Annotated in this window: 7 protein-coding genes; all 7 read left to right on the top strand. The window is 60.9% G+C overall.

What is annotated here, in order from left to right; all coding sequences use genetic code 11:
• Positions 1 to 35: 35 nt before the first annotated feature.
• The 7 genes from GSF01_RS02710 to GSF01_RS02680 all read left to right on the top strand — a co-directional run bounded on the left by GSF01_RS02710 (position 36) and on the right by GSF01_RS02680 (position 20,749).
• Positions 36 to 3,347: a non-ribosomal peptide synthetase gene (locus GSF01_RS02710; protein WP_159881483.1), complete on the top strand. Its 3,312-nt coding sequence runs from the start codon at positions 36 to 38 to the stop codon at positions 3,345 to 3,347.
• Positions 3,347 to 8,032: a type I polyketide synthase gene (locus GSF01_RS02705; protein ID WP_159881482.1), complete on the top strand. Its 4,686-nt coding sequence runs from the start codon at positions 3,347 to 3,349 to the stop codon at positions 8,030 to 8,032. The genes GSF01_RS02710 and GSF01_RS02705 overlap by 1 nt, the downstream gene beginning before the upstream one ends.
• A 36-nt stretch (positions 8,033 to 8,068) precedes the next feature.
• Positions 8,069 to 9,316: a MupA/Atu3671 family FMN-dependent luciferase-like monooxygenase gene (locus tag GSF01_RS02700; RefSeq protein WP_159881625.1), complete on the top strand. Its 1,248-nt coding sequence runs from the start codon at positions 8,069 to 8,071 to the stop codon at positions 9,314 to 9,316.
• A gap of 1 nt (position 9,317) precedes the next feature.
• Positions 9,318 to 13,982: a non-ribosomal peptide synthetase gene (locus GSF01_RS02695; RefSeq protein WP_159881481.1), complete on the top strand. Its 4,665-nt coding sequence runs from the start codon at positions 9,318 to 9,320 to the stop codon at positions 13,980 to 13,982.
• A gap of 63 nt (positions 13,983 to 14,045) precedes the next feature.
• The gene (locus tag GSF01_RS02690; protein ID WP_159881480.1) at positions 14,046 to 17,894 is read left to right on the top strand and encodes a non-ribosomal peptide synthetase; all 3,849 of its coding nucleotides are present in this window, start codon (positions 14,046 to 14,048) and stop codon (positions 17,892 to 17,894) included.
• Positions 17,895 to 18,017: 123 nt separating this feature from the next.
• Positions 18,018 to 18,449, top strand: coding sequence for a DUF1801 domain-containing protein (locus tag GSF01_RS02685; RefSeq protein WP_159881479.1), 432 nt, complete (start codon positions 18,018 to 18,020; stop codon positions 18,447 to 18,449).
• Between the two features lie 272 nt (positions 18,450 to 18,721).
• Positions 18,722 to 20,749 carry a serine hydrolase gene (locus tag GSF01_RS02680; RefSeq protein ID WP_159881478.1) on the top strand — a complete coding sequence of 676 codons (2,028 nt, stop codon included), beginning with the start codon at positions 18,722 to 18,724 and terminating at the stop codon, positions 20,747 to 20,749.
• The last annotated feature ends 7 nt before the right edge of the window (positions 20,750 to 20,756 follow it).

The following is a 20,756-nucleotide window of genomic DNA, read 5'->3' as shown; positions in this document are numbered from 1 at the left end:
TGTTGAAAGCGGAAGGAAAGATCAGGGAGGAGTATATGAGTACCACCGTTCTATCGGAAATGGTTTCGCTTACGAATGCTCAGCAGCGCGTATGGTTCATGCAGCAGCTGCATCCCCAATCCTGCTTGATGAACATCGGACTCATCCTGAAATTAGTGAACCCCGTAGAGGACGGCCTCCTCCGGGAAGCGGTTCACTGCTTTATCCGTGAGAACGAATCCGTCCTGCTCGCAGTGCCCGCACAGACACAACGGCAAGAAGACCAAGTCTTCATCCCGCAGCAGCTTCCGCTTCAGGGGGCGGCGCCGGACTTGGACGTCCATGATTTCCGGGAAACAGCGGACCCGGCTGGAGAAGCGCGGGCATGGATCGCGCGGGACATGCAGGAGCTCTTCGACATGGAATCCGGCGTCCTGACCCGCTTCGCCATGGTGCAGCTTGCATCGGGGCAGACCTGGCTTTACATCAAAGCCCATCATATGGGTGCTGACGGGGCTGCTCTTACCTATGCCGGGCGGGAGATTGCCGTAATCTATCAGAAGCTGAGCCAGGGAGAATATGTGCCCCTTGCTGCGAAGCCGGCCTTCGCCGGAGCGGCGGAGCGGGAGCGGGACTATCTCGCATCGGGAAGATATGAGCAGGATGCCCGCTTCTGGGAGGAGCAGTTCGCGAGTCTGTCGGAGCCGCTGTTCTCCGTCCCGGAACGGAGCGGCGTCTCCCTGCAGAGCGGCCGATGGGAGACGGTCATCGATCCCGGCTTGCGTTCGCGTATCGACGGGTTTTGCCGCGATAACGCGGTAACGCCCTATCATTTCTTTCTTGCTGCGGCCTATATCTGGCTGTACCGTCTGACCGGACAGCGTGATATCACCATCGGCAGCATCACGTCGAACCGGACCCACCCGGAGGACAAAACCACCTACGGCATGTTCGCGAATACACTGGCGGTCCGGCGCGGATTGGACCCGGATGTCTCGTTCGCGGAGCACTGCGCAGCCGTATCCAGACAGTACGCCCGGATGCTGCGGCACCAGAAATACCCGTTCAACCACCTTGTGGCCAAGCTGCGGCAGCGGCATCCGGAGCTGCTCAAGATTTATCAGGTAGGCATGGAGTTTCAGGCGATGGACAGCGCTTCGGGGGGCGAGCTTCCCTATGAGCTGGAGCCGCTGTTCAGCGGCATGATCGATGAAGAACTGGTCGTTCACGTCAAGGATTACAGAGCGGGACATACCTACGGATTGGTTCTTGAGTATAAGCTTGCCACATTCGAGGAGGACGTCATAGCGGATTGGGGGGGACGCTTCATTAGGCTGATCGAAGCTGCGGCAGCCGAACCGGAGCTGCTTCTGTCGGAGCTGCCTCTCTTGTCCGCCGAGGAGAAGCAGCGTATCCTGGCAGGCTTCAACCCCTCACAGGAAGAGCATTCTGCGGAGCGGACGGTTATCGGGCTGTTCCGGGAGCAGGCACGATGCAAGCCGGACGCTCCGGCGGTTGAGTGCGGCGGAGAGCGGATGACCTATCTCGAGGTGGCCGAACGCTCGGAGCAGCTGGCTCGGAGGCTCCTGGATGATGGGCTGGAGCCGGAAGACGTGGTGGCGCTCCTGCTCCCCCGAGGGGCCGGGCTGATTCCCGCGATGCTCGCTGTGATGACGGCCGGAGGGGCCTACCTGCCGATCGACCCGGATTATCCCGAGGAACGCATCCGTTACATGATCCGGGATTCGGGTGCGGAGCTGCTGCTCTCGGACGAGGTGACGCTGCAAAGGCTGGCTCCTTCCGGCGGGGCCGGGCTGGCGGAAGGCATCCGGATGGTCACGCTGGAGGAAGCTTACAGCCAACCGAATGTCCGGATGGACGCCGTGCTGCCGGAGCCGCTTCCCGAATCGCTTGCTTACGTGATCTATACCTCCGGCACGAGCGGGAAGCCCAAGGGAGTCGAGATCGAGCATCGGGGTCTGGCTCATCTGATCGGGGCGCAAGGTCGTCTGATGCGCTTGTCGGCTGAGACAAGAATGCTGCAGTTCGCTTCCAGCAGCTTCGATGCGTCGGTGGCCGAAATTTTCCCTATCCTCTGCCATGGGGGCACGCTCGTGATCGAGCCAAGGGAGGCGCTGCTGCCCGGAGAGCCGCTGCTGCGGCTGATCCGCGACCGTCGGGTGAATACCGCCTGCTTGACCCCCTCCGTACTGGCCCAGATGGCGATGGAGCCCGGCTGGCAGCGGTACGTGGACGGCCTGCATACCGTGGTGAGCGCAGGCGAGGCCTGCCCGGCGGAGGTAGCGGCCGCTTGGGGACAAGGAAGGAGGCTCATCAACGGCTATGGGCCGACGGAAGCCTCCGTATGGGCGACGTACCAGGAATACGTGGAAGGGGAGCCGCTTCACATTGGAAGACCGTTAGGGAACACACAGCTCTTCCTCCTGGACGAGAACCGTCAGCCTGTGCCGCCCGGTGTAACGGGCGAGCTGTATATCGGCGGACCCGCCCTCGCGAGGGGGTACAGGCGCCGGCCGGAGCTGACCGCCGAACGATTCATGCTTATCGATCTCGGGATGGGCGGCAGCGAACTGGTCCGGGCCTATCGCACGGGAGACCGGGCCCGGTATAGGCCGGACGGCTGCTTCGAATACGCCGGACGGCTGGATCAACAGGTGAAAATCCGGGGACACCGTGTGGAGCTTGAAGAAATCGAAGCCGTGCTGCACGCGCACCCCCTCGTGCTTCAGGCCTGCGTGCTTCTGCTCGAGCAGAAGAACGGAGCAGGTGTGTCTCTGGCCGCTTATCTGGTCCCTGCCGGCTCGCAGAAGCCGGACCCCGATGCTCTTCGGAGCTGGCTGGGGGACAGGCTGCCCCGCTATATGGTGCCTCACCCGATCCGGCTGGTGGAGGAGCTGCCCTTGACCGCGAGCGGCAAAGTGGACCGGGAACGGCTGAAAACAATGCCGCTTGCGGAAATTCAGTTGCAGGAGCGGGACGTGTTCTATGATGACGCGTACCAGTCGGCTCTGGCCGAGATCTGGATGGAAGCTCTGGGGACGGCTGCGTATATGCCGACGGACAATTTTTTCGACCAAGGGGGAGATTCATTCCGACTGCTTCATGTACACCGCCGGATCCGGCAGAAGTGGGGCATTACGCTCCCCGTTCCGGACCTGTTCCGCTATCCTACCCTGATGTCCCTGGCCCATCATCTGGCTGATTGGAATAAAGGAGCTGCGCCCATCCAGGTAACCCGTGAAGCGGGAGGGCCTGGCGAAAGGCATACGGCGGTCAAGGAGCAAAGCGCGAACCGGAAAGCCGAGATGGAGAGACAAAAACGACTGCGAAGAAAGGGGAAAGAATGATGACAGAAGTGAATAAGGACGTACCGGTTCAAGGCATCGCTATCATCGGGGCGGCGGGGCGATTCCCGGGGGCGGCGAATCTGGAGCAGTTCTGGGACAACCTCGTCAGCGGCCGGGATTCCATCACCGCGTTCAAGGAGCCGCAGGAGGGCCGCATCCACGCGGCGGGTTTGCTGGAGCATGCGGCCGAGTTTGACGCCGCCTTCTTCGGCATGTCTCCCCGCGAGGCGGAAGTGACGGACCCGCAGCATAGGGTGTTCCTCGAATGCGCTTACGAAGCGATGGAATCGGCCGGATATCCACCTTCGCGCTGTACGGGGAGAGTCGGCGTCTATGCGGGGAGCGGGCAATCGGGCTACTTGAAGCACGTGGAAAGCCATCCGGACCTGGCGGGGACGCTCGGAGCCTTCCAGAGCGCGATCGGCAGCGGTCCGGACTTTCTGACCACCCGGGTATCCTACAAGCTGAATCTTCAAGGACCGAGCATCGCCGTCCAGACGGCATGCTCCACTTCGCTGGTAGCCGTACATATGGCCTGCCAAGCCCTGCTCACTCATGAATGCGACATGGCGCTCGCGGGCGGCGTATCCGTGAAGGCAGATCAGCAGGAGGGGTATGACTACCAGGAAGGAGGCATTCTCGCACCGGACGGCCGGTGCCGCGCCTTCGACGCGGAGGCGAGGGGGACTGTGGTGGGCAGCGGCGGCGGAGCCGTGCTGCTCAAGCGGGCGGAAGATGCCTTTCGCGACGGAGATACAGTGCTTGCTGTCATCCGGGGAACGGCTGTGAACAATGACGGGGCGCAGAAGATCGGGTACACAGCCCCCAGCGTCGGACTCCAGAGCGAGGTGATCCGGGAAGCGCTTCAGGTGGCCGAGGTGGATGCGGCGACTGTAACCTACGTCGAGGCCCACGGCACCGGCACTGTTATCGGTGATCCGATCGAGGTTGCCGCTTTGACCGATGCTTATCGCGCTTACACGGACGAGCGCCAGTTCTGCGCTTTGGGTTCGGTGAAGACGAACCTGGGTCACCTCGATAGTGCGGCCGGCATCGCCGGACTGATCAAGACGGTGCTCTGCCTGCAGCACCGCATGCTGCCGCCAATTCTTCATTATAAGCAGCCGAATCCTGAGATTGATTTTGACAGCAGCCCGTTTTATGTGAACAAGGAGCTGAAACCCTGGACCCCGGCAGGGGAACATCCGCTGCGCGCAGGCGTCAGCTCGTTCGGGATGGGGGGGACGAACGCCCATGTCATCCTGGAAGAAGCGCCAGCTGCATGCAGACCTGCCGAGGAAGAATCCGAGGCTGAGCCGTACTTATTCGTGCTCTCGGCGCGGTCGGAGACTGCCCTGCACCGAAGAATACAAGAGCTGGCCGCCTGCCTGGAGCGCGGACCGGAGGCCGGACTTCCGGACATCGCGTATACGCTCGCAGCCGGCCGCGAGGCCTTCGCTCAGCGTCTCGCCATAACGGCGTCCCGTCGGGAGGAGCTTCTATACGCGCTGCAGGGGAGCTTGTCCTCAGCCGGCAACGGGAAGCAGGCAGGGGATGGCGCGAAGACGTCCCCCGGGGTGATCTTCCTGTTCTCCGGCCAGGGGGCCCAGCACCCGGGTATGGGTGAAGCTTTGTACCGCCATGCTCCGGTGTACCGAGAGTACCTTGACCGCTGCGCAGGGCTGGCCCTGCAGCATACCGGTACGGATTTCCGGGAGCTGTTATTCCCCCAAGCAGGGACAGAGAGGCAGGCCGGAGAGGAGCTGCGCCAGACGAAGCATGCCCAGCCAGCTCTGTTCAGCCTGGAATATGCGCTGGCGAAGCAGCTTGAGGCCTGGAGCATCCGCCCGAAGGCGATGATCGGCCACAGCATCGGGGAATTCACCGCCGCCTGCCTCGCTGGGGTTATGCGGCTGGAGGATGCCATGAAGGCGGTATGCTGCCGGGCTATGCTGATGCAGCAGCTGGAGAAGGGGGCGATGACCGCCATTCAGCTACCCGAGGGGCAGCTTAGTTCCGCTGCCGCTTCTGCGGGCGTGCTGCTCTCCATAGCGGCAGTCAATGTGCCGGATTCCTGCGTAGCTGCAGGGATGCTGGAGGAGATCTCCAGCTTCGAAGCTTATTTGGCTGCCGAAGGGATCGCCTTCAAGCGGCTGCAAACCTCGCATGCGTTTCATTCGCATATGATGGAGGGCTGTCTGGAAGCATTCGCGGGAGTGATGAGCGGCCTCCGTCTGGAAGCTCCCCGGCTGCCCTACATCTCCAATGTCACGGGAACCTGGATCACGCCGGAGGAGGCGATGGACCCGCAGTATTGGGTCCGGCATCTGCGCCATACTGTACGCTTTGCCGAGGGCATCGAAGCCGTAAGCGGCGGCCTGGATGCAGCCATTTATCTCGAAGTCGGTCCCGGACAGACTTTGGCCACCATGGTCAAACAGATCTTGGGTACCTCTCCGGAGCGTCATGCGGGGGTTTATTCCACGCTGCCTTCTGCCGCATCGAGCGAATCCTCTTACGAGAGTCTGCTTCAGGCGGTTGGCGCTCTATGGTGCGCGGGCGCATCGGATCCGGCTGCCATATACGCTGAGCGGCCCGGCCGCCGGGTGACTCTGCCTACCTATCCGTTCGAGCGGCAGACGTACTACCTGCCGATGAACAGGGCGTCCGAGGGCACTGCGGCCATCGCAAGGACCGGGGAAACCGGCCGAAGACCGGCGGAAGAATGGTTCTACGCGCCGGTCTGGAAGATGGCGCCGCTTCCTGCGGGCAGAGCTGTGGAGACATCGGCGGAAGCAGGGGCGCCATTGCCTTTGTATCTGCTCTTCGCCGATCAGGGCGGCTTCGCCGAAGCCATGCGGACGGAGCTGCTCCGCAAGGGCTGTACGGTCGTCCTGGTGCACGATGAAACCGATCCTGCGGGCAGCCATGACGAGGCAGACCGCTTCCGGCTCCAGTCAGGCGAAGCGCAGGCGTATGAAGAACTTCTGAGCCGCATTCGTTCTGTATACGGCAAGCTGCCGGACAAGATCATACACCTGTGGAACGCGGATATTCTCCCTGAGCAGAGAGGGCTGACCCTGCAGGAGCGCTATGAGGCCGCCCAGCGCACCGGATTGTTCAGCTTGATCTCACTCGCACAGGCGCTCGGGATGCAGGCTTCCCCGCATCAGGTGGAGCTTATCGCGGTGACGCGGCAGCTTCTTCAGGTAGCCCATGAGCCGGTAACCTGCCCGGAGAGGGCGGCGTTGCTGGGCGCTATGCGGGTGATTCCGCAGGAATACGGGCATCTCCGCACCCGGGTGATTGACGTGCAGGACGCCGGGTACCCTGATCTCCAGCGGGAGGAACGCATCTGGGGCCAGCGATTCCTGCAGCTGCTGATCGGCGAGATCGATTCCGACTCGCCGGACTTCTTGACCGCGTACAGGGGGCCATTCCGCTATATTCAAGCCTATGAGCAGGTCAAGCTGGCTGCAAGCGGCGCTTCCGGCTCCGTATTCCGTGATGGAGGGGTCTACCTGATCACCGGAGCATCGGACGGAATGGGACTGTCGGTCTGCGAGGCGGTCAGCCGGAGGGTGAGGGCATCTTACGTGTTGATCGGCGACCCGTCTTTTCCCGCGCGGGACGAATGGGAGCTGTGCCTTCGAAGTGACTCCGTAGAAACCAAGATCAAGGACGCGATCCGCCGTATCCTAGCTGTGGAGGAGGGGGGCTCGGAGGTACTGTATGCGGCTCTTGATCTTACAGATGAGCTGGCAGCGGACCGTTGTCTGCTCCAGGCGGAAGAGCGTTTTGGACGAATAGACGGCGTAGTGATCGCTTCCGAGCCTTATAGCTCGGGCTTGATCCAGTGGAGGAATACGGCGCAGCTCGGGGAGATGCTGGCCCCCCACATACTGGGCTTGACGGTGCTTGCTTCGCTACTCCGCGGACGAGCCGGATGGATGGCGCTCTTCTCCCGGACGATCACGGTTACCGGCGGAGTCGGCCAGCTGGACTTGTGCGCGACCGGATCTTTCCTGGATGCATGGGCGAGAGCCCAGTCCGCTGCGGGCCTGCCCGCTGTGTCTATCAGCTGGAGCATGTGGCAGGAGGATATTTGGCTCGAGCGGATGTCGGGTATTCCTCAGCGAATCCGCGAGAAGCTGGAAGGTTTGCAGGCGGCTTACGGTCTTTCTGCCGACGAAGGTCTGCTAGCCATCGAATGGCTGGCTGCCTCCGGACTGCCCCAAGCGGTCGTATCGACGCAGCCATTCGAGGAGGCCCGGAATGCCTGGGCATCGCTGCATAAGACGGAATCGGCAGCTCCAGAGGAGACGCTTAGTCCGTCCCTGGTCGGCCCTGCGGAGCGGACCGCCCCCCGTAACGAGACGGAGCGCACGCTCGCCTCGATGTGGGAGGCTATGTTCGGGACCCCGGACATTGGGATTCATCACAATTTCTTCGAGCTGGGGGGCAACTCCCTGCATTCGATCCAGCTCGTCGCCCGTCTCCGCCAGACGTTCCATAGCGCCATTCCCATGGATATTCTGTTCCAAGCGCCTACCATTGCCTCGCTTGCCGAAGCGATTGAATCGACGCAGGCGGACCGGGAGGAGCTGGATGAGATCGAGCGTCTGCTAAGGGAAGTTGAGTCGATGTCACAGGAAGAATTAATGCAGGCCTTGGAGAACGCGTAGGACTAAGCTTAAGACTAAGGGAGGGGGAACATGAGTATGGCAGGCAGCCTGCAGGAGAGATGGGCCGCATTGTCGCCCGGGCAGCGCGAGCTGCTCGCAAGGCGCTTCAAGGAACAGGGGCTGGATACCATACCGCTGGAAGAAAGGCAGTCTCCCCGCGATGCGAAAGTGAGCCCCCCGGCGCCGGAGTCGGCGTTCGTGCCGAAGAAGAGCCGGAGAGAGGAAACGATGGATTTCAGCCTGTTTTTCTTCTCCGGCGACGGATCGACCGATGAGCGGGAGAAGTATCGGCTGCTGCTCGACTGTGCGGCCTTTGCCGACGAGCACGGGTTTGCGGCGGTCTGGACGCCGGAGCGGCACTTCGAGGACTTCGGAGGGTTATATCCGAACCCGTCCGTGTTAAGCGCCGCCTTGGCGGTGCTTACCGAGAGGGTGGAGATTCGGGCCGGCAGCGCGGTCCTGCCGCTCCACCATCCCATCCGGTTCACGGAGGAATGGTCCGTCGTCGACAACCTATCCGGCGGCCGGGTATCCGTCGCCTTCGCGACGGGATGGCATCCGGCGGATTTCCTGCTTGCGCCGGTGCAAACCCCCGAATATTACGCGCAGCGCAAGCGTGAAATGTTCCGTGCGATCGGGGAGGTCCGCCGGCTGTGGGACGGAGAAGCCGTCGAGTATACCGATGCAGCGGGGACGGTGCATGCTGTCCGGACGCTTCCGAAGCCGATCCGCGCTCCGCTCGATCTGTGGATCGCCACCAACGGCAATCCGGATACGTACCGGGAAGCGGGTCGGATCGGCGCCCACATCCTGACCGGGATAACCGGCAGCAAGTTCGCCGAGCTCGAGGAGAAGATCGCGATGTACCGCCAGACGCTGCTCGATTCAGGCTACGATCCGGCATCGAAGAAGGTGGCGCTGATGCTGCACACCTGCCTGGGCGAGAGCGACAAGGCGATCAAGGCGAAGGTGGAGGCGCCTCTGAAGGCCTACCTCAAAACCTTCATCAGCCAGCAGAGGAACATACTGGACGACTATGCCTCTTTGTCGGAAGCGGATCTGGACGTTATCGTATCGCGGGCCTTCGAGCTGTACTACGAGGAGAGCGCGCTGCTCGGCACGAGGGACAAGTGCGAGAAGCTGGTCGAAACGCTAAGGGATATCGGCGTGAACGAAATGGCTTGCCTGATCGACTTTGGGGTGGATCCGGCATCGGTCCGGGAGAGCCTGCAGCTCTTGTCCGAGCTGAACCGGAAATTTTCTGTAAAGGAGAAGATGGAGTAGGATGAAATCGATTCAAGATCGGATCAAGGATCTGTCGCCGGAGCACCGCGCCATATTCGAACGAAAGCTGAAGGAGAACCGGCTCGACGGGTCGAAGCTGCCGGACCTGCAGCCAGCGATTCCAAGAAGAAACCACAGCCGGCCAAGCCCCCTGTCGTTCGATCAGGAACGGTTGTGGTTCTTCAACCGGATGCATCCCGAGTCCTTTACTTACAATGTATACGGAGCCGCGCGTCTGAAGGGGACCCTCCACTTGTGGGCGCTGGAGCAGGGGATCAATGAGATTGTCAAGCGGCATGAAGCTTGGCGGACGGTCTTCGACCGGGTAGACCCGCTTCAGCGTGTGCTGCCTGAGCTGCAGGTTACCGTACCCGTGGAGGATCTCCGCGGCTTCCCTGAGGAGGAGCGGGAGAGAAGGGCACAGGAGGGGCTGCGGGAGGAAGTGCAGAAGCTCTTCGATCTGGAGAAGGGGCCGCTCATCCGCTTCAAGCTCTTTACGATTTCGGATACGGAAGCCATGCTGGCGCTTACGATCCACCACATCGTGATCGACCGGATTACGTTCAGCATTTTCTTCGAAGAATTGATGGCCCACTATAAGGCGGCGTTAGAGGGCAGCTCCGCCGAGCTGCCTGAGCTGCCGGTCCAGTACGCCGATTACGCCGAATGGCAGCGCGCCTACCTGCAGGGAGAGAACAGGGACAAGCTGCTCGGCTTCTGGATGGAGCAGCTGAAGGACTGCGAATACATCCTGGACATCGAGACGGACTTTCCGCGTCCGCCGGCCATGACTTACCGGGGCGCCCGGGTGTTTTTGCACACGCCGCTAGAGATATTGAACCGGCTGAAGCTGATCGCCCAGCGCGAGAACGCAACGCCGTTCATGATCATGATGGCCGCCTTCCAGACGCTTCTCTACCGTTACACGGGACAGGACGACATTCTCGTCGGGACGCCGCTGGCCAACCGGTCCAGGGTCGAGCTGGAGCGGGTCATGGGCTACTTTCTGACGATGGGCACGATCCGCAGCCGGATGGACGGGCGGATGAGCTTCCTGGAGCTGCTGCGCCGCGTCAGGGAGACGGCACGGGACGTCTACAAGCACGGGGATATGCCGATCGGACTGCTCCTCGATGAGCTTCGCATTCCGGCAGATCCCAGCCGCAACCCTCTGGTGCAGGCGGTTTTCGTCTATGTGGATGTGCCGGAAGAGAAGTTTACGCTGCCCGGACTCGAGGTCAGTACGGAGATGATCGACGGGGAGACGGCCAAGTATGACGTGACGATCGGGCTGTCCGAGTCGGAGAGCGGGCTGGAAGGCTTTCTCGAATACTCGCCGGATCTGTTCCACAGAGAGACCTTCGAGCGCATGGCGGAGCATTGGGACCGTCTGCTGAGGAGTATCTCGGAGAACCCCGAGCGGCCGCTGGGTGAGCTGGCCATGCTCGGGAAGGAGGAGCTGGAACAGCTCGCGGGAAGCGGGCAGAGGACAGCAGGGGAACCGGTATCGGCAGCCTGCCTGCACCACTGGTTCGAGGCTCAGGCGGAGCTGCATCCCGATCGCGCAGCCGTCATCGACGGGGAAGTCTCGCTGACTTATGGAGAGCTGAACCGGCGTGCCAACCAGGTGGCCCATGCCCTAAGACGGTATGGAGTAGGCCCCGATACCTTGGTCGGTCTGCTGGTGGACCGGTCTCCGCAGATGATCGGAGCCGTCCTCGGGATACTCAAAGCAGGCGGCGCTTACGTGGCGATGGACCCGTCGTTTCCGCAGGAGCGGATCACGGCGCTAGTCAAGGACGCCGGCCTGCGCTTCGCGGTGACGGACGATACAGCCCGGCTCACGCAGCCCGGGTTCAGCTTCATCCTGGAGTTGGATGCTGCTTGGTCTTCGGTTAGCCGGGAATGCGAGGACAATCCGCCTTCCGCCGCAGACGGCAGCACACTCGCCTACGTGCTGTACACGTCGGGCTCGACGGGTACCCCCAAGGGCGTGGCCATCGAGCACCGGAGCATCTGCAGCGCCATCGCGGCGGGTATGGAGCTCTCCGGCCTGAAGAACGCACAGGACGCCGTGATGCTTCAGTTCGCTTCGCTCACGTTCGATGCGTCGGTCTTCGAGATGTTCTGTCCGCTTTCGACGGGAGCGGCGCTGTGTCTCGTCTCGCCGGAAGCACGCGCGGGAGGAGAAGCGCTGAGAGAGCTGCTCCATCGGCATCAGGTGACGACTGTCCTGCTGACGCCGCCGGTTCTGTCCACGTTAGACCCGCAGGAGCTGCCGGCTTCCCTGAAGACCGTGTTCACGGGAGGCGAAGCGATCTCCTTTGAGATCGGCGGTTGGCTGAGCGGCGGGAGACGATTGATCAATCTGTACGGACCGACGGAAACCGCGGTGTTTGTGACAGCCCACGAGTTCGCGCCCGGGGACAAGCTGCACAGCATCGGCAGGCCCCTTGCCGAGACGCAGATGTACATTCTTGACGGCCAGATGCAGCCCGTACCTATCGGCGTCCGAGGCGAGCTGTACGTCGGGGGCGTCCAGTTGGCCCGCGGGTATCTGGGGCTTCCGGAGGATACCTCGAACCGTTTCGTGGCAAACCCGCTGGGTGAAGGACGCCTATACCGTACCGGGGATTATGCCAAGTGGCTGCCGGACGGCACCATCGCCTACCTCGGACGCCGGGACGATCAGCTGAAAGTGAACGGGATCCGTATTGAAAAAGGGGAGGTCGAATGGATGCTGCAGCAGCATCCGCTCGTCGATAAAGCGGTCGTGGCCCCTTTCCGCCGTGCTTCCGGCTCTCAAGGCCTGTGCGCTTACTATACCGCAGGGGAGGAGATCGACAGCGAAGGGCTGCGCACTCACTTGATGGGCAAGCTTCCTTCCTATATGCTTCCGGCCCACTATATCAGGCTGGAGCGCTTTCCGCTGACTACCAGCGGCAAGCTGGATATCAAGCAGCTGCCGGAGCCTGCCCAGGGCAGGGGGCAGAGGGCCTATGCCCCGCCCGAAAGCGAGCTCGAGAAGCTGCTCGCCGCCGTCTGGGAGGATGTGCTCGGGGCGGAGGATGTCGGCTTGAACGACAACTTCTTCGACCTGGGTGGCGATTCGATCATGGCCATCGGCATCGCCTCCCGTCTGTACAAGATGGGATGGGAGCTCGATATGAAGCAGCTCTTCATCCATCCGGTCTTGAAGGAGCTGATCGCCCATGTCCAGCCGGTCACCTCCTACGCCGAGCAAACTTCCGTTACCGGAGAGATCGCAGCGACGCCGATCACGAGCTGGTTTTTCGAGGAGCAAGTCACTCATCCGGGGCACTGGAACCAAGCATTGACGATCCACAGCAGCGCCGGCTTCGATGAAGAGGCAGTGAGGCAGGCCATGCGGAAATTAACCGAGCATCATGATATCCTGCGCAGTACGGTCGTGTCCAAGCAGGATGGAGGAGCGCCAAGGTTATGGTGCCGGCCGGTGGAGGATACGGAGCCTGAGCTTCATGTCATTCAGCTCCGGGGAACCGAACGGGCGGAGGAGGAGCTGCTGGAGCATGCGAACCGTCTCCACGCGAGCATTCGGCTGGACAGCGGCTCCCTATGGAAGGCGGCGCTATTCAGAGCGGCGGATGGGGATCACCTTCTGTTCATCGCCCATCATCTGGTCATGGACTGGGTATCCTGGCGGATCATCCTTGAGGACTTTGATACCGTCTACGGGCAGGCGATCAGGAACGAGGACATTCAGCTTCCGGCCAAAACCGACTCGTTCCAGCGCTGGGCCAGGGAGCTGCACGAGTATGCGAGGAGCAGTGAACTGCTGCGGCAGATTCCGTTCTGGCGGTCGGTGGAGGAGGCTCAGGCCCTGCGTATTCCTACCGATTACACGAGAGCCTCGAACTTGACTCGGGACGAGTGTTCCCTCAGCGTGAAGCTGACCGAACAGGAAACCCAAGAGCTGCTGAAGAAGGTCCACCATGCCTACAAAACGGAAATCAATGACATTCTGCTGACCGCCGTCGGGCTTACGCTCAAGGAATGGACGGCAGCCGAGCGGATTACGCTGGGCATGGAGGGGCATGGCAGAGAGCCGCTGGTCAAAGGAGTCAATGTGAACCGCACCGTGGGCTGGTTTACCTCGCAGTACCCTCTTGTTCTCGACGTGAGCCGCTCCCATGATCTTCCATATACCATCAAGTCCGTCAAAGAGCAGCTCCGTCAGGTGCCAAAGGGAGGCATGGGCTACGGCGTCCTGAAATATTTGACGCCCGAGGAGCTTCTGGAAGGGCTGCAGTGCCGGCTTCAGCCCCAGATCAGCTTCAATTACCTCGGCCAGATCGACCGGGACCTGCAGCGGAAGCACTTCGGTTCTTCCTTCTATCCGGCCGGAGACCTCACATCGCCCGATACGGACCGTACGGCCTTGCTGCTGATCACGGGCTTTGTGCGGGACGGCAGCCTGCATCTGCTCCTGGATTACAATCGGCGAATTCACAAGGAGGACACGATAGCCTCGCTGCTGGAGCTTCTGAGGACCAACCTGCTGGCGGTGATCCGACACTGCGCGGGACAGTCGCACAGCGAAGGGACGCCCAGCGATCTGGGGTACGCCTCCATGTCCCTCGAAGAGCTGGACGAGCTCTATGATCTTGTCGAATCCATTGAGTAAGGATGCCATAAAGCGGCTGCCGGCCGCCGCCGGGCCGCTGTCGCAGAGAACAGGGAGGCTGCCATGAAACCGAGAGATAAGATCAAGCGGATCGATCCGCTGACTCCGACCCAGGAAGGGATGTTCTATACCTCGCTGGCGGATAAGGAATCCAGACTTTACTTTGTGCAAATCGAGATGAGCCTGGAAGGGGAGCTGGATGTTCCGCTCCTAGAGACGAGCATGAACGGGCTCATCCGGCGCTACGACATCCTTCGGTCCGTCTTTGTCCAGCAGAACAGGGCCCGCCCCGTGCAGGTGGTGCTCCATCAGCGTCAGTTCCGCATCCGCTATGAGGACCTGAGGGGGCTGGAGCCCGAGGCACAGAAGAGGCACCTGTCGGAGTGGAAGCAGGCGAACAAGGACCGGGATTTTGACCTGGCGAGGGACCTGCTTGTGCGGATTACCGTTTTCCGGATGGGCGAGACCACTTACCGTTTCATTGTCAACCACCACCATATCGTGATGGACGGCTGGTCCTTCTCCAACGTGTTCCGCGAACTGCTGGAGGGATACCGTCTGCTGCGACAGGGGAAGGAGCTGCCGGTCAAGGATGAAGTCCCTTACCGGAGCTATCTGGACTGGCTTGGCGAGCGGCCTAAGGAGGCCTCGCTAGCCTACTGGAGATCGTATTTCGACGGGTACCGGGCCGCAGAAGCGCTGCCCTCCTCCTCGCAGGGAGTTTTGAGAGCCTCGGGGGCATCGACTGTCAAGGAAGTGCTGTTCGAGATGGGCGCAGAGCGCGCGCGCCGTCTGGAGCTCCTTGCCCGCAGACATCAGGTCACCGTGAACTGCGTGTTTCAAACCGTCTGGGCGCTCGTGATGCGCAGGTATTGCCGAAGCGATGATATCGTGTTCGGTTCGATCGTCTCCGGGCGGACGGCTCCGATCGAGGGCATCGAGCAGATGGTTGGGCTGCTCATCAACACGATTCCGGTACGGATCCGCCTGACCCCCGGTATGTCTCTGGCCGAATGCCTGAGGCAGGTTCAGCAGCGCGCCCTGGAGGCGATGAACCATGATTATGTGTCGTTTCGCGACATCGAGCAGGAAACGGATCTGAAGCATGCGAGAATCGACCATTTTCTCGTGTTCGAGAATTTCCCCATCGACCGTCAAGCCCTCGACCAGGAGGAATCGAAGCGGAAGCTGGGCTTCGCGATCTCGGATATTCATACGGAGGAAATCAATTATCATCTTACCGTCCATATTTATCCCGAGGAAGGGCAGGTCAAGTTCAGCTACCATCCCGGGCTGTACGAGGACTGGTTCATCGAGCAGCTGCAGGAGCAGCTGCTGCACGCGCTGGATGCGGCGGCCGTGCAGGATCACGAACCCGTCGAGCGTATCGGCATTTTGACTCCGCGAGACGAGGAGCGCCTGCTCAAGGCCTTCTTCCAGGAGCCGGCGCCCCATGAAGGCAAGCCGCTGGATGCCCTCTTCGATGAACAGGCGGGCCGTACACCGGACCGTCCGGCGCTGCTCTGCGATGGCGGGGCCGTAACCTACCGCGAGCTGCAGCAGCGGTCGGATCGGTTGGCCTTCCGGCTGCGCCGTACAGGGGTGAAGCCCGCCGAGATTGTGGGTCTGTGCGCAAAGCGGTCCTCGGGCCTGGTCGTCGGGATGCTTGCGGTATGGAAGGCCGGCGGAGCATTTGTCGCTATCGACCCGGATTATCCGGTAGAGAGACAGCGGTACATGCTGGACGACAGCGGGGCCAGACTGCTGCTGACCGGCCGCGGGGTAGCGGATATCGGCTGGGATGGCGCAACCATGAGCCTGGAAGAAGAAGCCGTAGAGCCCGGCGCAGACGGGGAGGCGCTTCCGGCCTGCCACCGCATGGGCGATCTGGCTTATGTGATCTATACCTCCGGCACGACCGGCCGCCCCAAAGGCGTGATGATCGAGCACCGCAGCGCCGTGAACACGATGATGTGGCGTCGGCGGGAATTCGGCTTCAAGCCGGAGGACCGGGTATTGCAGGTTTACTCGTTCGCCTTCGATGCCTTTCTATCCTGCCTAATGCCGCCCCTGCTGTCAGGCTCGGCGGTAGTGCTGGTGCCGGACGGGGAGGCGAAGGACCCGCTCGCCCTGCGAAGATGGATCGGGGAGCATAGGGTGACTCATATCGAATGCGTCCCCAGCTTGTATGCGGTCCTCCTGGAATGTCTCCGGGAGGAAGATGCGGCTTCCGTGCGGGTTGTCACCCTGGGAGGGGAGAAGCTCCCGCTTCGGCTTGTGGAGCGCAGCAGGGAGGTGTTCCCCGGCATCGAGATCGCCGATGAGTACGGCCCCACGGAGAACAGCATCATTACGACGTGCGAGCGGGATATTTGGCCCGGCGGCAAGCTCTCCATCGGCCGGCCTATTCCCGGCGCCCGGGTGTACATTCTGGATGAACAGCTTCGACTGCTGCCGGTCGGCGTGAGAGGGCACTTATGGATTGCCGGGGAAGGGCTGGCAAGAGGGTACCTGAACCGTCCGGAGCTGACGGCGGAGGCCTTTGCCGATGACCCGTTCTATCCGGGCGAGCGGATGTACCGCTCGGGAGACAGCGCCCGGTGGCTGCCGGACGGCAGACTGGAGTATACGGGAAGGACGGACGATCAGGTCAAGGTGCGGGGTTACCGTATTGAACTCGGCGAGATCGAAGAGGTGCTGCGGGCCCATCGTCATGTCCATGACGCAGCTGTCACCGCGTATGAGGCATCCGGGGAAGAAAAGGTGCTGTGCGCTTACTACACAGCGCCGGACGCTTCGGAAGCCGAAGAGGAGCTTCGGAACCACTGCTCCGCACGGCTGCCGGGGTACATGATTCCCGTCCGTTTCATCAGGCTGGATTCGATGCCCTTATCCGCTAACGGCAAGATCGACCGTCATGCGCTGCCGCAGCCGGAAGGGCTGCTCGCGGAGCGGAAGGACACGGCTGCCCAGAACCAATGGGAGCACCGTCTGGCCGCGCTCTGCCAGGAGCTGCTGGAGCGCCGGATCGGGGTGAGCGATGATTTCTTCGAAGCGGGGGGCAGCTCCCTGAAGGCGATGATGCTCGTCTCCCGGGTCCACCAGGAGTTTGACGTGGAGCTTCCTCTCTCGGTGATGATGGAATCGCCGTCGCCCCGGGGGATGGCCTCCTACCTGATGGGCAGATACAAGACTGAGCCCAAGGCGATCATGCTGATGAACAAGAAGGGCCGCAGGCCGCTCTTCTGCTTCACCCCGATGGGCGGACTCGGGATGATCTACCATGAGCTTGGCGGGCAGCTGCAGGAGATTTCGGTGTATTCCATCGACTATATCGACCACCCGCATCATATGGAGCATTATGTGGAGCTGATTACCGGAGCCCAGCCCGAAGGGCCCTATGTCCTGCTCGGCTATTCTTCAGGCGGTCATCTTGCTTTCGAAGCGGTCAAGGCGATGGAGGCGGCGGGACACCGGGTATCCGACCTAATCCTGCTGGACTGCTACCGCAAGAAGGATGCGGGCCCCCCGTCCGAGGAGGATCTGGAGCTGCTCTGCCGTCACTATATGACACATCCGGTGTTCCAGGACTTTCAATTCAGAGAGAAGGATAAAGATCGCTTGAAGGGGTTCCTGACCTACTTCTTCATGCTGGAGAACAGCGGAGAGGTGCGGGCCGATATTCATATGATCCGCTCTAACGTGTCCGTGGAGGGAGAGTATGACCGGGAGTACGCCCACTGGCATACCGCAACGACCGGGTGCGTCAGTGAGCATCAGGGGCTCGGCGGGCATGACACCATGCTGAACAAGGAGCATGTGGCGGCCAACGCGGAGATGATCCGGAAGATTACTCTGGGGAACGCGGCAGAGCAGGGGAGAGAGGAACGCCTCGTTCCCGGCGCCAGCTAGAACCAATACGGCTGCACATAGGCTTGAAGCCTCTTGAGTCCTTCCGCGATTGCGCATAAGATCGATAGGGCCAAGCTAAAGCTAGCTTATGGAGACAGGGCACGGGAGGAGTGAGGCGAACGGATGGCTGAATTGAAAACAAAAGAAACCGAGCACAGCGTCATCGAGTTTATAGAGCAGGTGGAAAGTCCCGGGAAACGTGCGGATGCGTATCGACTGTTGGATCTGTTTACGGAGACGACAGGCTATGAAGCCAAGATGTGGGGCCCCAGTATAATCGGCTTCGGCTCTTATCACTACAAATATGCCTCCGGGCACGAAGGCGATGCGCCGCTGGTAGGATTTTCGCCCAGGAAAGCCAAGATCAGCTTGTACTTTGCCGTAGGGGACACGGAGCGCGAAGCTTTGTTGACTAAGCTCGGGAAGCATACGACCGGGAAAGCATGCGTATATATCAATAAGCTAGCGGATATCGATATCGAGGTATTGAAAGCTTTGATCAGCCAGTCGGTCCAGTTTCTGAGAAGAACTTATCCAAGTCCCGACTCCGAGTAAGCGAGGGGCTTGTCCCGACTGGAAACACGAAGTCACGCCCTGTAGGCGTGGCTTTTTTCTTTGGCGGCGTGAACCTAAGAGGGTAACATTTGGTTGGATTTATAGCGGCAGCATCCATCATGTGCTTGCAAACGGGGGACTGGCCCGTGTCTTCCGGTTGCCGGCTGCCGCTCTCCGATTTCACATTACATTAAGATTGGATAAAAAACGTATTAAGCTTACTCGGGTACTCTGAGGATAAGAAATCAATCAATCCAAGGAGTGATCGAATAATGAGCAGATTTCAAAAGCTTCGCAGGCTAAGTGCCGCCGTGCTGTCCGTCGCCGTTATGGCGGGAAACGTGGGCACAGTCGGATCGCTGCCGGCGGTCTCCGCGGCAGCCGTTCCCTCAGCAGGGCCCCAGGACGCGAAGGAGGTCGAACGGTTTGCCGATGCCTTCTTCAGCAAGCCCGAGATCAAGGAACAGCTGGCTGGGGCTTCGGTGGCGGTAGTCAAAGGCGACCGGGTGCTGCTGAATAAAGGCTATGGCTACGCGGATGTGGAGAAGCAACAGCCTGTCGATCCGGACCGGACGGTGTTCCGCGTCGCATCGGTATCCAAAGTGATCACAGCTACCGCCGTGATGCAGTTAGCCGAACAGGGAAAGATCGAGCTGAACAAGGAGCTGTCGGCTTATCTGGGCGATGTCCGCATCCCCAATGAGACGGATACGCCGCTGACCATGCGGCATTTATTGACAAATTCCACCGGCTTCGCATATGGCGATACTTCGGAGTCGGCTACGCAGGACCTGACCCGGGAGGCTCCGCTGAAGCAATATGTGCTGGAGAACGCGCCGACGGTCGTTCGCAAGCCTGGCGCGTTTTACCGCTATGACAATCTTGGCTTTACGATTCAAGGTTATGTAGTTGAGCAAGTGAGCGGCCAGCCCTTCGGGACTTATATCCAAGAGCATATTTATAAACCTCTGGGCATGGCAAACAGTGACTTCCGGCTGACCCCGCAGCTTATGCAGCAGCTAGCTGTTCCGTACAATCAGCTCGGAGAAGCGATCCCTGCGTATGCGACCGTCCCGACTGAGCTTCCCGGCGGCGGTATGCTGTCCACGAGCTCCGACATGGCTAAGTTTATGATGGCTCATCTGGGCGGGGGCAGTCTGCACGGAGCCGAGATTCTGCGAGCGGAGACAGCGGCGGAGATGCAGCGGCCCCAGCTAGCGATCCATCCGTCGCTTCCGAATATGGCGTACGGCTTCGAGTATGCGACCCAGCAGAACTATAACGGACGATATGTCATCGAGAAGGCTGGCGATCTCGAGGGCTATCATACCGGCATGTGGCTGCTTCCTGAAGAGAAGGTCGGGTTGTTCGTCACGGTTAACAAGGATTTTGAAATCCGCACGCCCTTGCTCGAAGCGTTCATGGATCACTATTACCCGGAAGAGGCGGCCCCGCCTGCTCCATCGGCGTCGTCGGCGTCTTCTCCCGGGGCGCTGACGGAGCTGGAAGGCACGTATAGCGATCTGCGCAACCGGATGTGGACGACGCGCATTCGCGTAGAGGACGGGAAGCTTCGGGTGCAGGACCCGCTTGGCGATCATGTGCTGACGGAGCTTGAGCCGCTTCTGTTCCAGGACGAAGAAGGCAACAAAGCCGCTTTCAAGCCGGACGGCGCAGGCAGCGTGCAGGCGTTTTACTATGATCGGAAGTCGGATAGCTGGGCGGAAAAAATGGCGGCGCCGCTGCCTTTCCCGGATGTGGCTGCGGACAGTCCGTTCGGCGCGTATATTGACCACTTGCGCCAACTAAAGGTGCTTGATGACCATGACAAGCAGGGCGAAGAGCTCTTCCGGCCCGAGCAGCCGATCACGCGCGAGGAATTCGTCGCCTGGTTTATCCGCTGGGCAGGGATTGCTCCTTCGCGGCAGAAGCCCGTATTTACAGACCTCGGGGATAGTCCCTATATAGAAGAAATTCAAGCGGCCTATGAATTCGGGCTGATCCAGGGCTCGGACGAAGACAAGTTTAACCCGCAAGGCACGTTGACGAGGCAGGAGGCGGCAGCCCTGGTCTGGCGGATGGCCTTCGGATATCTGCATGCCGAACCGAAAGAGGCTGAGCTTAGCGGCGTCACCGATTCCTGGGCCGAAGAAGGTGTTCGCTATGTAGTGGCGAAACAGTTATATGGTTCGGACGTTGTACAGGGTCCAGGCGGCGCATCGGATTACCGTTCGAGGCAGCCGATGCTAAGGCAGGAGGCGGCAGCGCTGCTGTCAAGGTTCGCCGACCATTTATTTTAACACTGCA

This window comes from Paenibacillus puerhi (genome assembly GCF_009846885.1).
Lineage (GTDB): Bacteria > Bacillota > Bacilli > Paenibacillales > NBRC-103111 > Paenibacillus_G > Paenibacillus_G puerhi.
The sequence above is the reverse complement of the archived record's forward strand: the minus strand, read 5'-3'. Positions and strand labels throughout refer to the sequence as shown.

Coding starts and splice junctions, on each gene's coding strand:
- GSF01_RS02680 (WP_159881478.1), top strand. CDS start 18,722: ATGAGCAGATTTCAAAAGCTTCGCAGGCTAAGTGCCGCCGTGCTGTCC.
- GSF01_RS02695 (WP_159881481.1), top strand. CDS start 9,318: ATGAAATCGATTCAAGATCGGATCAAGGATCTGTCGCCGGAGCACCGC.
- GSF01_RS02700 (WP_159881625.1), top strand. CDS start 8,069: ATGGCAGGCAGCCTGCAGGAGAGATGGGCCGCATTGTCGCCCGGGCAG.
- GSF01_RS02690 (WP_159881480.1), top strand. CDS start 14,046: ATGAAACCGAGAGATAAGATCAAGCGGATCGATCCGCTGACTCCGACC.
- GSF01_RS02710 (WP_159881483.1), top strand. CDS start 36: ATGAGTACCACCGTTCTATCGGAAATGGTTTCGCTTACGAATGCTCAG.
- GSF01_RS02685 (WP_159881479.1), top strand. CDS start 18,018: ATGGCTGAATTGAAAACAAAAGAAACCGAGCACAGCGTCATCGAGTTT.
- GSF01_RS02705 (WP_159881482.1), top strand. CDS start 3,347: ATGACAGAAGTGAATAAGGACGTACCGGTTCAAGGCATCGCTATCATC.